Below are 13202 nucleotides of genomic sequence, written 5' to 3'. Positions count from 1 at the left end.
ACTTTATTATACTTGTCGTATATCCATTAAATCCAGATTGAGGAGCGTGCAGCCATGAGTCATACTTTTGTTACTTATATCGGAGCGGAACCGTCCAAGGTATGGGAAGCCTTAATTCAGCCGGAAGGAACGCGTCGCATTTACTTCGATTGCATATTGGAGTCCGATTTAAAGCCGGGAAGTCCGTTCGCTTATATTGGCCCAGGCAATGACGGTCCGGAGACGCTGCATGTATACGGCGAAATACTAGAGGTTGAGGAAGGCAGCAGGCTGGTGATGCTGGAGCATCCGGGACCATCTTATTACGAGAATCATGCGGAGCTGACTTCCCGCATTATCTACACGCTGGAGCAGGCCGGGTCTTGCACGAAGCTGACGCTGGTCAACGATCAATATTCGGACAATCATCCCAGCGTAGGCAAGGCGGCGGAAAGCTGGGCGATCATTCTCAGCAGCCTGAAAACGTATGTCGAGACGGGCAAGTCGCTAGATTTTGGCTGGTAACAGGGGTAGCCGTCATCTCTACTATTCTTTATACTAGGAGGAAAAAGGGATAGGAGAATGGCAGCATGAGCTACAAATTCGTATTTTTTGATATTGACGGTACGTTGTTGAACGAGGAGAAGGAAATTCCGGCAGATACGATTAAGGCGGTTAACGAATTGAAGGAGAAGGGCATCGAGCCTGTTATTGCAACGGGCAGAGCGCCGTATTTCATTAAGCCGCTGACTGACGCGCTGGGCATAGATTCGTATGTGTGCATGAACGGCGCTTATGTCGTGTACAAGGGCCAGACGCTCTACAAGCGGGAGATTGAGAAGCCGTCGCTGGAGACGCTTGTTGCGCTTGCGGCGCAGCATGACCATGGCCTCGTATTCGAAGGGGAGAGCCGTTACTGCTCTGACCGGGACAATCATCCCTTCGTAACGGATTCGATCCAATCGCTGAAAATCGATATGCCGTCCTTTGAGCCGGAGTTTTGGCGGGAGAATGGTATATTCCAGGTGTTCCTGCATTGCGAGAGCCATGATGAGCATCTATACGAGTCGCTGAAATCCGAATTTACGCTTATTCGCTGGCACCCGCAGGCAATGGACGTACTGCCGCTCGGCGGCTCCAAGGCGCAAGGCATCGCAGCGCTGTTGGACGAGCTGGGTTATACGGCGGAGCATGCTGTAGCTTTCGGTGACGGCCTGAATGATAAAGAGATGCTGGAGTATGTCGGCTTCGGGGTGGCGATGGGCAATTCGCATCCGGAATTGCTGCCATTTGCCAACTTCGTGACGACGCATGTGGACGAGAAAGGCATACGCAATGGACTGATCAAAGCGGGACTGTTAACGGCATAAATTGCCGGATTGCGCTTGTTCGCCGTTTTTTAGGACTCACCAAACGAGATTTCCCACGTACAATAACCTAATCATACCAACAGCTTGGGGGTAATGACGTGATCGTAATCTCGGACGGCAGCCCCGTACAGTTCCCGCCGCGGATGCTGACGGAGCTTGAGAAGAAGACACTGCGGCAGAAACAGGCTAGTCCCGTTATGTACTGGTATCCGTCGCAGGAGGCCCTGCTCTTCGAATTGAAGATGAGGACGAATATCGTGGAGGCGGCGAAGGCGATGTACCAGAGCGGTGTCAGCTTCGCGACCTTCAGCAACTCCCGCGCCAACCCGAGGTACTGGATTCGTACACCGGATGGAGGCTTCCTGCTAAGGCCGGGCGTGCCGCCTTCCGTTGGGGTGAACGATATATTCCAGCAAGGGCATTACTATGCCTTCGAATGCGCCGGGGCCATTATTATTATGTTGTACAAAGCGGTGCTGGAGACGATTGGAGAGGCTGCGTTCAACCGGCATTTTCAAAATCTGTTTCTGCGGGACTGGCAATACGACAAGGATCTTCGCCTGACGACGAACAACAATCTGAACGAGACATATGCGGGAGATGTCATGTACTTCAAAAATCCCGACCATGACCCCGGCTCGCCGGAATGGCAGGGGGAGAATGTGATCAAGCTTGATGACAATCTGTTCTTCGGCCATGGAATCGGCATTGGCACCGGACAGGACATTATTGCTCAACTCAACAGGGCGAGAGTGCCGGGCAGCATGATCTCTGCGTATCTGCAGGATTTGGTGCTGAGGCCAGACTTCGAAGCGGTGCGCATGCTGACGATGCGCGAGGACGAAGAGGCGCTTGTGTAACGGACATGAAGAAGGCTGGGCAGCGGATTAACCGCGGCTCAGCCTTCTTGCGCGAAGCTGTTTGTATTGGAAATAGATCGTGCAGCCGATGCAGTAGCCGAGCAGAGCGGCAAGCGCTGCGGCTCCCATCATGCCCGCGAAGACATAGCCTGCGGCGCTCCAGCCCAGCAGGAAGCTGAGCAGCGAGCAAGTCAGGAACACAATGCCTAGCGAGTTGTTGAAGCGCTGAAGCTCTGCCGCCTCGGCCGCGCCGGATGCCGCATATTTCGCAACGAACGGCTTCGCAATTACGATAAATAAATTAGCTTTGGCACCTAGCAGCAAGCCGACCAGCTGGACGATCCATAACGCAACGATCAGCCACGGCAATTGGAGGGTGATGGCGATCAGCAATGTCGCGACGATGCCAGCCTGGTTGCTGCGAACATAAGCGAGAGGAATTTCTTTCATATTATTACCTACCTTTCCGATAGGATTTATTTAATCCTATTATAGGGCAGGGGAGGGGCAATTACAATTGAAAAAATAAGGCTGAGTTAGGCTTTTTGCCATACATCGGATTGATCGGGCTTGTCGCCCAGCGTCCACCAGCGCGCAATGTAAGTCACGCCGTTATACGTGACGCGGTCACCGCCCAGATAGGCCTTGGAGCTGTTCCAATCCACGGTAACATTGCTCAGCAGCTTCCATGCTGCGGAGGCGTCAGGGGCATTGTTCTGCGTCCAGTATTGCGCTTCGTATTCCAGTCCTTTGTACTGGACTTTGTCGCCCTTCAGATAAATGGATTTGGCCTCCCATTGCGGAAGCTGGCTGTTGCCGTTCTCTCCGCCGTTATTCCCGCCGCCTTCGTTGCCGCCGCCATTCTCTTCCTTAAGCGTACGTACAGTCAGCGGTGTGGAGTGAGGAGATGCCTTGCCGTTCACGTCGACGGCCCGTACGGTATACGTGTAGGCCTTGTCCGCTTGCAAGCCTTCATCTGTAAATGTCGTGTGCGGCGTCGATCCGCAAAGCACGCCGTCACGGTAAATATCGTACTTCTGGATTTTTAGCTCCGACGAGGATGGCAGCCAGCTCAGCACGATTGATTTTGCCGTCTGCAGAGCGGATTCCAGCTTGCCTGGAGCGCTAGGCGGCTCAGGCTGAGGCTGAGGTGTGGAGCCGTCATTAGTCAGGTTGACATCGATAACCTGGTAGAAGGCGTTCACCGTGTCCGCAATTTCCCATACGCCCAGAATAAGGTGGTAACCGCTGCGGTCGGTTGGCACGCTGCACTCGTGAGAGACTGTGGAAGGCGGCTTGGCGTCTTTGTAATCGATGAAGCAGAACGGCTCCGGCTCAAGATCGGCGCGCGTCAGCGGCTTGCTTGGATCCCAGTCTTTCTTTGTAATATAGTATCTCCAGTTGTCGGAGACATGGGCCGCTGTCAGCTTCCAGGTGAATGTCTGCTTGCCGCCAGTCATATTTACTTTTTTCCAGCGTGTATTTGTTTGCTCGTACAGTTCTTTGAAGATGCCTGCGCCTGTAATTTGTCCGTCAGCAGGGCCTGTCTGCGGGAAGCCGCCGATAGCTTCAAGGCTTTGCGGCTCGTATTGGACGGCGCCGCAGTTCGTATTTTGCTTATCTTTGCAGAGAAGGGCGCGGCTGGCCGGGGTCTCCATATAGCCATGCGCGGAGGCGCTCTCGGATAACACGATAGACAAGAGCAGGGCGAAGGCCAATGCGCCTAGCGCCATGAGTAGAGTTGACGCGGCATTCGAGCGTCGTGGTGCGGTCTGCAAGTTCATGATCGATTCCTCCTAAAGTTTTGTGAAGCAAAACTTCGCTTCGGAAGTAAAGTTTGGCAGAGACTGGAATTCCGCCTCCGGCAAGAGTATAGCATGGGCATGTTTTAATGGTAAATGATGCTTTTTACATGGGTGAATATTATCTTTAGCAGGGTTAAAAATATATGATTAATATAAAAATATCCGTAAATTAATGCTGTTTTATCGTGGCATTATGTAATTAAATGAATAGTATTATTGGACTATTTTTTGCAATAGAGAGGGGGAGTTCCCGAGATGCTGTCTTCTCTTCAGCACTAAAAAAGACTGACGGCAATAAGCCGGCAGTCTCCCTTGATACGGCTGCAACGCCGTATTGAGATGATTATTCCTTCACCAATATGTTCTTTTTAAACAGCTCGACCAGCTCAACTGCAGCTTGGCTGCCTTCGGCAGTGTGCGAGACGCCGGCGAACGGTCCTGTCGGCGAGCAGTAGCCGGCCGGGATACCGAAAATCTCCTCGATCAACAGCTTGATGCCTGGCATCGAACCGATTTCTGCGCGGCAATATGCCTCCACGACATCGTTGGCGCGATATTGCAGCTCTCGTGCTTCCGCATAATTTCCTTCATTTATCTTTTCCATCATCACTTTGAAATGATAGCAAGTAATAGCCTGCAGTGCCCCAATATTGCCGTCTGAGCCCATGTATTGCGAGCAGATGGCTAATTGATCCGCACCGGTAAGAATGTTAAGGTCTGGACGGTGTTTTTTGAACCGCTCCAGATAGTAGAAGTTATTGTCCGTAAATTTGATGCCGCGGAATGTCGGCACTTCGGACAATGCTTCCAGCAATACAGGCGGGTCAATCTCTTTGCCGCCCGTTAACGTTTTACCCATCGCCACCCAGTAGATGTAGAACGGAACGTTCGGCGCCGCAGCCGCAATCCGTTTGAAATAAGCGACATTGTCCTCTAGGGAGGACTCTTCGGATATGCCGACAGAGGCTACCGCGTAAGCGCCATGCTCGGCGGCATGTGCGGCAAGCTCCACGGAATCGTCCAGGTTTTGATTGTAGCCCACATGAACGAATACGGGAAGCTTGCCCCTCGCTGCGGCGAGCACCGCTGCCGCCCATTGCTTTCTCTTCCCGACGTCCAAATGCTCGCCTTCGCCCGTCCAGCCGAGCATATACAAGCCGTCGGCTTGTTGTTTGACATACATATCGATCAGAGGCTGAGCCAATTCTGTCTTCACATTGCCGTCTTTGTCCATCGGCGTAATAAGCGCCGGAAGCACACCTGTTATGAGCTGCTTTGTCATTGTCATGTTCCCCTGTCTTTAATGGATTATATATTTCTGTTAGCCTTTAACGGCACCGCTTGTGAGACCCGAAACGAAATATTTGTTCAATGAAATGAAGACGACAAGCATCGGGATAACCGCCATGACGGTGCCCGCCATCATGAGATCCCAGGACGTAACGGACTCTCCAGAGCTCTTCATCGACACGATGCCGACGACGAGCGGCTGCTTATCCGGATTGCCTAACGTGAACACCATCGGCAGCAAATAATCGTTCCATGAATTCATGAATGCGAGCAGTCCGACGGTGGCGATGAGCGGCTTGGTAAGCGGGAAAATAATGCTCCAGAAGATCCGGAAGAAGCTGCAGCCGTCTACCCGGGCCGCCTCGTCGATCTCCTTTGGAATGCCGTCGATAAAGCCCTTCGCCAAATACAAGTTCGTCACGTTGATCCCGAAGATATAAATGATAATGACGCCCCACAACGAGTTGTTGAGATTTAGCGCTTTGGCTATATTCAGCTGCGGGTAAAGGAACAAACTGCCTGCCGAGATGAACATCGAGAACGTAATAAGCGCAAGCAGCGGTTTCTTTCCCATAAACCGGCCTCGCGAAAACACATAGCCGGATGTAATGGAAGTGACGATGGTGCCGAGCACGATAGTGGCGCACATATAAATGCTGTTCCACGTATACACCTTGAAGTTCGATAAGTTCCATGCCCGGACGTAATTATCCCAAGAAAATGTTTTTGGAAAAAAAGAGCTGGAAGCCAAAATGCTAGCCGTATTCTTGAGTGAACTGACCACGACATAAAAGATAGGGAAGATGACCAGGGCGGCGAGCAAAGAGAGAAAAATATATTTCGGGATGGCTTCTAGCAGCTGTCTCTTCTTCATCTGTTGGCCCCCTTAGTAATGATTTCCCATGTTTCTGGTCAGTCTCAAATACAAGCTTACGATTACGGTAAGCACGAGCGCGGTTATAACAGCAAGCGCCGAGGAATAGCCGTATTGGCTGATAGAATCGGCTGCGCCGTAAGAGAAGAAGTATTTGAACGTGTACGACATGACGACCTCGGTCGAGCCGCCAGGCTGCCCGTTCGTCAAGACGAGAACGAGGTCGGACATTTTAATGCTGTTGACGATAAAGAGCATCATGACGACCTTCCCGGTCGATGCCAGCATAGGCAGCGTGACCTTCGTGAATCGGCTCCATTTGCCCACTCCGTCGATATCCGCGCATTCATAGATATCTTGGGGAATGTTCTGAAGTCCCATGATGAAGAAAATCATGTTGATGCCGAAGCCCTTCCACACGCTGGCAATAACGATGACCAGATCGGCCAGCCACTTGTTGCCGAACCAATTGACATTGGTGTCGATCATGCCGAACGCCTTCAGCAGCTGGTTCACGGAGCCGAGGAACGGCTCGAACATCAGGAAAAACACGATGCCTACGATAGCCGTACTGACGATAGTAGGAGAGAAGAACAGCGTCCGGAAAAAGGAATTGATTTTTTTGTTGCCGTTGAGCACGATCGCCAGAAACAGGGCTAGCGGAATTTCGAGTATAAATTTGGCGATGACGATAATAAACGTATTCTCAAGTGAATCCCAGTAATGCGGATCGCGCGTAAAAGCGCGAATGTAGTTTTCGAATCCGATAAATTTGGGCGTACTCATGCCGTCATAATCAAACCACGACCATTGAATCAGCCAAAACATCGGATAGATGGTGAATAACGCAAAGCCGATGAGCATAGGAGCAAGCATGATATAGGATTGAATGGCATCTTTCCGGTACAGGCTTTGATGCTTTGTCGAGGCTTTTCTGCGTTTGAAAAATGACATGCCTGGGATGCCTCCTTTCTGTGAAGAAGCAGAGAGGATGGAGCCATCCTCTTCGCCGTTGCTGCAATTGCTTTATTCCGCTTTTGTATCCCAGTTCTTATCGATATAGATGGACATATCCAGACCGCCTGCGATGGCCTTCTCAAGAGCGGTGTTATAACGTTTGTCCAAGTCCGCGAGAACGGCTGCAACGTCTGCGTTCGGCGGGCCGGCAATAATATTGATCAGCGTATTCTGATAAGGCTGGCCTTCGATGGTAATGCCTCCGTCTGGCGGCGTCAGCGTGAAATAGGAGTTGGATGTGTCGCTGAATTCGGCATAGCCCGCTTTCTTGAACGAGGATGGGGCTTGCGCCTGAATGTCCTCTCTCGCGATGAATTCCAATTCATTGTTTTGAATTTCTTTCAAGATTTCGTCGTCATGGAACAATTGATAGACCTTCATGGCTTTCTCCGGCATTTTGCTTGCGCTTGGCCCTACGGACAGCACATCGGCGATTTGCGCATAGTTCTTATATTTATTGGCTGCGTCGATTACTGGCGTATCGCTTACGCCAAGCTCAAAGCTGGTGCCGATCTCTTTCCAGAACTTATCGATGGACGTCACATCCCAGTTCACGCCTGGAAGCATCGCAATCCTGCCTGCCGCGAACTGTGCGATCAGCTCGTCGTTGCCCATGCCTTCCCCGCCAGGGAATATGCTCCCGTCCGCTTTCATTTGCAGAATTTTTTCGATGTTCGTCTTGAAATCGGAGAAAGCGAATTTGCCTTCGTTGAAGTTGTAGCCCATGTGGCCGACGGAGCTGGCGAACTGAGCGGCAAAGTACCATTTGCCTGATGCGGCCGAATCCTTCAAATGGACGCCGTAGCCGTAAGCGTTGCCTTTATTGTCCGCGGTAATTTTTTTGGCGTAGGCGACGACATCGTCCCAAGTCTGCGGCGGCTGCTCGAAGCCGGATTTCTTCAGCAGGTCCTTGTTGTACACAAATTTGGTCGTCAGTACTTTGTAAGGCACGCTATACGTTTTGCCGTTCACTGTCGTATAGCCGTTGATCAGAATATCTTTGTAAGTCTCCAGAAATTCCGGTCCGCCCGGCAAATCGTCAATCGGCAGCATCCATCCCGATTTAATGAACGGTTCCTTGACCGTGCCTACGAACTTGTACAGCTCAGGAGCCTGGTTGGCGGCAAGCGCAACCTTGAGCACATCGTTGTAGTCTCCGCCGAACACTTTGTAATCGATGTGAATGCCGTCCTTCAAGCCTTGCCCTTTGTTGTAAGCATCGATCGCAGCATCCATGACCGGCTTATAGCTGGCGTCATTGGTCCATACGCGAACCGTCTCCATCTTTGCAGCGCTTGGATCGTCCGGATTGGCGGAATTGTTCGGAGAGTTGTCTTTCCCGCTGCAGGCTGTCAGGACGCCTATCAGCAACACAAGGCTCAAGAACGTCTGACCGACCCTTGCACGTCCCGGGAATCGCTTTCTGATCACATTAGTTCCTCCTTTTGTCGTGTTTGAAGCGCTTTCAAGTGCAATGATAACAAGATTACTCCAGGGTTAAAATACAAAAACTTAAGGGAAAAAGTTAGATATATTACGCAGTTTGCCCCTTCTTCTTGTTGTTCATGAATGGGCGTTGCTATACTGGAATTAGAATGATGCAACGACGAAAGGGGCTGAATCGGACACCGTGCATATGAGTATTCGCAACAGGCTGGTACTGTATTTTCTCGCCTCCATATTAATTCCGTCAATTATTATTACAGTTGTTGTGTATATGAGCTCCACCGGCATTATTACGAAAAAAATGAACGACCTGATTGAAAAAAACGTCGAGTCGGCCAGGCTGATCGTTCAAACGAGACTGGCGTTTATTGATGAAATGACCACGCTCATCTCGCTCAATCCGATGATTCAGGAAGTATTAAGCGCAAGCCCGACAACCAATATGTCCGATAACATCTTGCAGATCATCAAGCTCGACCGTGCGCTCGACAGTTATTATTTATCTAATTACTACGCTTCGCCCAACTCGTCCATTGTGCCGACGATCCACATGCTCGACAGGCCGGAGTACCAGAAATACGATATTTCCAACAAGGTACAGGACATCGAGTCTATCGAGAACGAACCGTGGTACAGGGAAATGGACAATAACAATCAATCCGTCTACACGCAGCCTGGGGATGCCCCTGTCGTTATCGCAAGACGCCTGTTCACCCTGCAAAATGCGGACAAGTTTGATTATGCCGCTGTGCTGACGATTGAATTGGAAAAGTCCAGTCTGAACAATATGCTCTCCAACTACAAGCCCTCCAATGGAAGCCGGATTTTTATTCTGAATGAACATAATCAAATTATTATGAGCAGCGATGCGTACTCGGGCGAAGAAGAGCAGTTCATCCAATCTCTCGATTCTTCCGCAACAGGCTTGAAGAGAGCAGATATGTGGGGCGATACGGTCATTCTTTCATCCAAGCAGCTGGAAAACATCGAGTGGAAAATTATTAATATGACGCGATTAAGCGAGATCAACTCCGACCAGCTCCGGCTGACTCGCATTGTCCTGTTGGTTCTGGTCATCTGCATGACCACTGCGCTGCTGGCCGCTTTCCTGCTGTCGCGCAATATATCCAGTCCTATTACGAAGCTGGTGGCATCCATGCGCGCCGTACGGGGACAAAATTTCGATATCGACATCGCCTATCACAAGAAGGATGAATTTGGCTTTTTGATTCAACAATATAAACGAATGATTCGCCAGATCAAAGAGTTGATCGAGAAGCTGTACGTCAGCGACTTGAAAAAGCAAAAAGCCGAGCTGCTGGCGAAAGACGCGCAGCTTCGAGCCCTGCAAGCGCAAATCAATCCGCATTTTCTATATAACACGCTGGATTCGATCAACCTGTATGCGATCAAATACAAAACGCCCGTTATCAGCGATATGATAGGCTCCTTAGCCAATTTCTACCGCTATTCGCTCAGCAAAGGGCGGAATATCATCTCGCTTGAGGAGGAGCTGAACCATACGAGCAGCTACCTCGATATTCAGTCGATGCGGCTCGGTCCCAAATTGCATTATTCCATTCAAGTGCCGCGCGAGCTGAGGAAAACGAAAACGGTGAAGCTGGTTATTCAGCCGTTGGTAGAAAACTCGATTATTCACGGCTTTCATCAAAAAACGGGAGATTTTGAAATCGCTATCACGGCCAAACAAGAGGCGGATAAAATCATCGTCTGCATCTCGGATAACGGCAACGGCACTCGAGAGAAGGCGGAAATGCTCAACAATCTGCTTGCTTCCGACGATACCGAAGGGCAATCCTTTGCCATTACCAATGTGCACCGGCGGCTTGGGCACGCTTTCGGAGAAGGCTTCGGCCTTCGCTACAGTCATAATCCGGCGGGCGGAATTTCGGTCGAAATTACGATTCCGGCCAGCTACAACATGGGGGACAATGATGCTAACGGTTATTCTGGCTGATGATGATTACCTGGTGAAAGAGATATTATGCGATACGATTCCTTGGAGCGAGCTCGGCATGGAGGTCATTGGACTCGCCGGGAACGGGCAAGAGGCGCTGGAGCTTTGCATGGAGCGGCAGCCCGATATCTTGGTGACGGATATCAAGATGCCCTTTTACAATGGGCTTGAGGTCGCCAATCAGCTGATGGAGCACGGCATGCGCACGAAGACGGTACTGATTAGCGGCGTGCAGGATTTCAATTACGCCAGACTCGCGCTGAACGTGCAGGCGGCCGGTTATATCCTCAAGCCGATCCAACTTAAGGAAGTTGTCGCCGTGCTCAAAAAAGTGCGAGATGCGATCGAGATGGAGTTTCAGCGCGAGCAAGTGCTGAAGCGGCTGGAGCAGCAGCTGGAGGAGAATATGGCGCTGATGCGCGATAAGTTTTTGAATCAGCTCATGATGGAGCAGGTCGGGAGCGAGGAAGAGCTGCAGGAGAGGCTCGACTATTTCCGTCTGCCGTTTCAAGCCGGTCAAGATATGGTCGTGGCGGTAGCGCAGATTGACGAGTATGACTTGAAGGTGAAAAACAGGGGGATCGAGCGGGTTCATTTTTTCAACTTTTCGATCAAAAATTTAATTGAGCAGGTGCTAAGCAATTATCAGGCGGGCATTTGCTTTACCACCGCGCGGGAAAATGAATTCGTCATCATCCTGAGCGGTGACTATTGCCATGAATTGCGGATGGAGCAAATATTCGAGAGCATCGAGCAGCTGCTGCTCGACTTTGATGGAATTACGGTGTCGATCGGGGTTGGCCATTGCGTCAGCATGGAAGCGGCGAGCCTGTCCTATAGCCGGGCATGCAATGCGATCGGCTACAAGTTCTACACGGGCAACGGCTCCATTATCCATTTCAACGACATCGCTGACTCGAATGCCTTGGGCAAGTTGAACGACTTGAAAGGAAGCGCCAAGCTGGGGGAGCTGCAAAAGCAGCTTCTGGACGAGATCAAGACAGGCAATAAGCCGCGGGTCAAGCAAGCGATTGAGCAATATGGCGCGCTGCTTGCGGGGGCGACCCAGCTATCACAGGATTATATACGGGGATTGTTCCTGGAGCTGATTATTACCGCCTATCGTGAAATATGCGAGACGGAGGGGGAGTCGGCGGAGGTGACGGCCAGCTATACGGCCTCCATGGAATCGATCATGCGCGACGAAACGCTGACCGATATCAAAAAACATGTCAGCGCCATGCTTCTGTGCATCGCAGACTATTATGGCGCCAAATACAATCAAAAGCATCATGCGCTGGTGGAGCAAATCAAAAGCTACGTCAACCAGAACTATATGGACAATATCTCTCTCGCCGATATTGCGAGCGAGATCTACATGTCGACCAGCTATCTGTGCGCCGTATTCAAGCGGGAAACCGGCGAGACGATTAATGAATACATCATCGACACGAAGATGGGCTCAGCGAAAAAGCTGCTCAAAAACACCAAAATGAAAGTACATGAAATCGCCGAGCATCTGGGCTACGAGAATGCCCATTATTTCAGCTATTCCTTCAAGAAGTACGCGGGAGAAACGCCGCAGCAGTACCGGAACAGGCAGCAGCCTGGATAGAAGCATGAAGAAAGAGCGGGTTGCTTCATGCGAGACGCTTCAGCTGTGATATAAGCAGGGGTGTGGGTAGGAGCAAAAAGTCAGAGCGGATTGCTGTGCGAGACACTGCGGCAGTGCCGGAACAAGCAGCAGTCTGGAGCAAAAAAAAGCATGTGCAGCTTTTCTTCAACAGAAAAGCTCGCACATGCTTTTGTTCGTTATGGATTGGAGGATGGTACAGGAATGGTCTCCGGCTCCTCGAAGGTCATGTCCTTTTTATCGACGGTCACTTTCTTCATCGATAGCGGCTCAAGCGGCTTGTCTTCCGCATCGCGCTCCTGATTGACGATTTTCTCTACCGCCTCCATGCCCTCAATGACTTTGCCGAATGCGGCATATTGATTGTCCAGATGCGGCGCGTCTTCCGTCATGATGAAAAACTGCGAGCCTGCGGAATCCGGCACCATCGTACGCGCCATGGAGATAACGCCTTTGGTATGCTTCAAATTGTTGGTGAACCCGTTGAACGAGAACTCGCCTTTGATCGTGTAGCCCGGACCGCCGGTGCCATTGCCCTGCGGGTCGCCGCCTTGGATCATGAAGCCTGGAATGACACGGTGGAAGATAACGCCGTCATAGTAGCCTTTGTCGATCAGCGAGATAAAGTTGTTGACGGTATTCGGCGCAACTTCCGGGTACAGCTCGACTTTGATGATCTCGTCGTTGCTGATCTCGATCGTTACGACCGGATGCTTCTCCGGTCCCAGCAGCTCAAGCTCATCGGCCGGCTCCTCGGAAGGCGAAGGCGATGGCGAAGGGGATGGCGAAGGCGTAGCCGTCTCTGTCGGCGTTGAGCCGCCTTTGCCCGGCTCCTTGTCAGCCGGCTTGCCCTGGTCAACACCACAACCCGACACGATCAGCGCAAATACGATGCACAGCAGCAGCGCGGCGCCAAAGCTTCTTTTTAGCCTAAAACGTTGCATAGATTG

General features: G+C 51.1%; 12 protein-coding genes. 5 read left to right on the top strand and 7 right to left on the bottom strand.

All coding sequences use genetic code 11. The annotated features are described in order from the left end of the window. The first annotated feature begins 54 nt into the window (after positions 1-54). The 3 genes from D3P09_RS12180 (at position 55) to D3P09_RS12170 (ending at position 2209) form a co-directional block, all read left to right on the top strand. On the top strand, positions 55-504 hold the full coding sequence (locus D3P09_RS12180; RefSeq protein WP_120110106.1) for an SRPBCC family protein: 450 nt from the start codon (positions 55-57) through the stop codon (positions 502-504). A 65-nt stretch (positions 505-569) separates the two neighbouring features. Next, entirely contained in the window at positions 570-1349 is a 780-nt protein-coding gene (locus tag D3P09_RS12175) for a Cof-type HAD-IIB family hydrolase (protein WP_120110104.1), read from the top strand. 98 nt (positions 1350-1447) lie between these two features. Then, on the top strand, positions 1448-2209 hold the full coding sequence (locus D3P09_RS12170) for a protein-glutamine gamma-glutamyltransferase (protein ID WP_243644108.1): 762 nt from the start codon (positions 1448-1450) through the stop codon (positions 2207-2209). Between the two features lie 27 nt (positions 2210-2236). Here D3P09_RS12170 and D3P09_RS12165 read toward each other — a convergent pair whose 3' ends face one another. The 6 genes from D3P09_RS12165 to D3P09_RS12140 form a co-directional block, all read right to left on the bottom strand. Continuing rightward, positions 2237-2659 carry a DUF4395 domain-containing protein gene (locus D3P09_RS12165; protein WP_120110103.1) on the bottom strand — a complete coding sequence of 141 codons (423 nt, stop codon included), beginning with the start codon at positions 2657-2659 and terminating at the stop codon, positions 2237-2239. An 86-nt stretch (positions 2660-2745) separates the two neighbouring features. Beyond that, complete coding sequence (locus tag D3P09_RS12160; protein ID WP_120110101.1) at positions 2746-3993, bottom strand: lytic polysaccharide monooxygenase; 1248 nt, start codon at positions 3991-3993, stop codon at positions 2746-2748. A 364-nt stretch (positions 3994-4357) separates the two neighbouring features. Beyond that, the gene (locus D3P09_RS12155) at positions 4358-5296 is read right to left on the bottom strand and encodes a dihydrodipicolinate synthase family protein (protein WP_165867411.1); all 939 of its coding nucleotides are present in this window, start codon (positions 5294-5296) and stop codon (positions 4358-4360) included. Positions 5297-5335: 39 nt separating this feature from the next. Next, positions 5336-6178, bottom strand: coding sequence for a carbohydrate ABC transporter permease (locus D3P09_RS12150; RefSeq protein WP_120110098.1), 843 nt, complete (start codon positions 6176-6178; stop codon positions 5336-5338). 12 nt (positions 6179-6190) lie between these two features. Next, on the bottom strand, positions 6191-7132 hold the full coding sequence (locus tag D3P09_RS12145) for a carbohydrate ABC transporter permease (RefSeq protein WP_120110096.1): 942 nt from the start codon (positions 7130-7132) through the stop codon (positions 6191-6193). A 72-nt stretch (positions 7133-7204) separates the two neighbouring features. Next, a complete protein-coding gene (locus D3P09_RS12140) occupies positions 7205-8626 on the bottom strand; it encodes an ABC transporter substrate-binding protein (protein WP_207892476.1) in 1422 nt (473 codons plus the stop codon). A 205-nt stretch (positions 8627-8831) separates the two neighbouring features. Here D3P09_RS12140 and D3P09_RS12135 point away from each other — a divergent pair, with 205 nt between their 5' ends. Together D3P09_RS12135 and D3P09_RS12130 are read left to right on the top strand one after the other, a co-directional pair. After that, positions 8832-10619 (top strand): sensor histidine kinase, encoded by a 1788-nt coding sequence (locus tag D3P09_RS12135; RefSeq protein WP_120110095.1) that lies wholly within the window; start codon positions 8832-8834, stop codon positions 10617-10619. Continuing rightward, a complete protein-coding gene (locus D3P09_RS12130; protein ID WP_165867410.1) occupies positions 10594-12234 on the top strand; it encodes an AraC family transcriptional regulator in 1641 nt (546 codons plus the stop codon). The genes D3P09_RS12135 and D3P09_RS12130 overlap by 26 nt, the downstream gene beginning before the upstream one ends. Positions 12235-12431: 197 nt before the next feature. Here D3P09_RS12130 and D3P09_RS12125 read toward each other — a convergent pair whose 3' ends face one another. After that, positions 12432-13196, bottom strand: coding sequence for a peptidylprolyl isomerase (locus D3P09_RS12125; RefSeq protein WP_120110091.1), 765 nt, complete (start codon positions 13194-13196; stop codon positions 12432-12434). Between the last annotated feature and the right edge of the window lie 6 nt (positions 13197-13202).

The organism is Paenibacillus pinisoli (genome assembly GCF_003605435.1).
Lineage (GTDB): Bacteria > Bacillota > Bacilli > Paenibacillales > Paenibacillaceae > Pristimantibacillus > Pristimantibacillus pinisoli.
The sequence above is the reverse complement of the archived record's forward strand: the minus strand, read 5'-3'. Positions and strand labels throughout refer to the sequence as shown.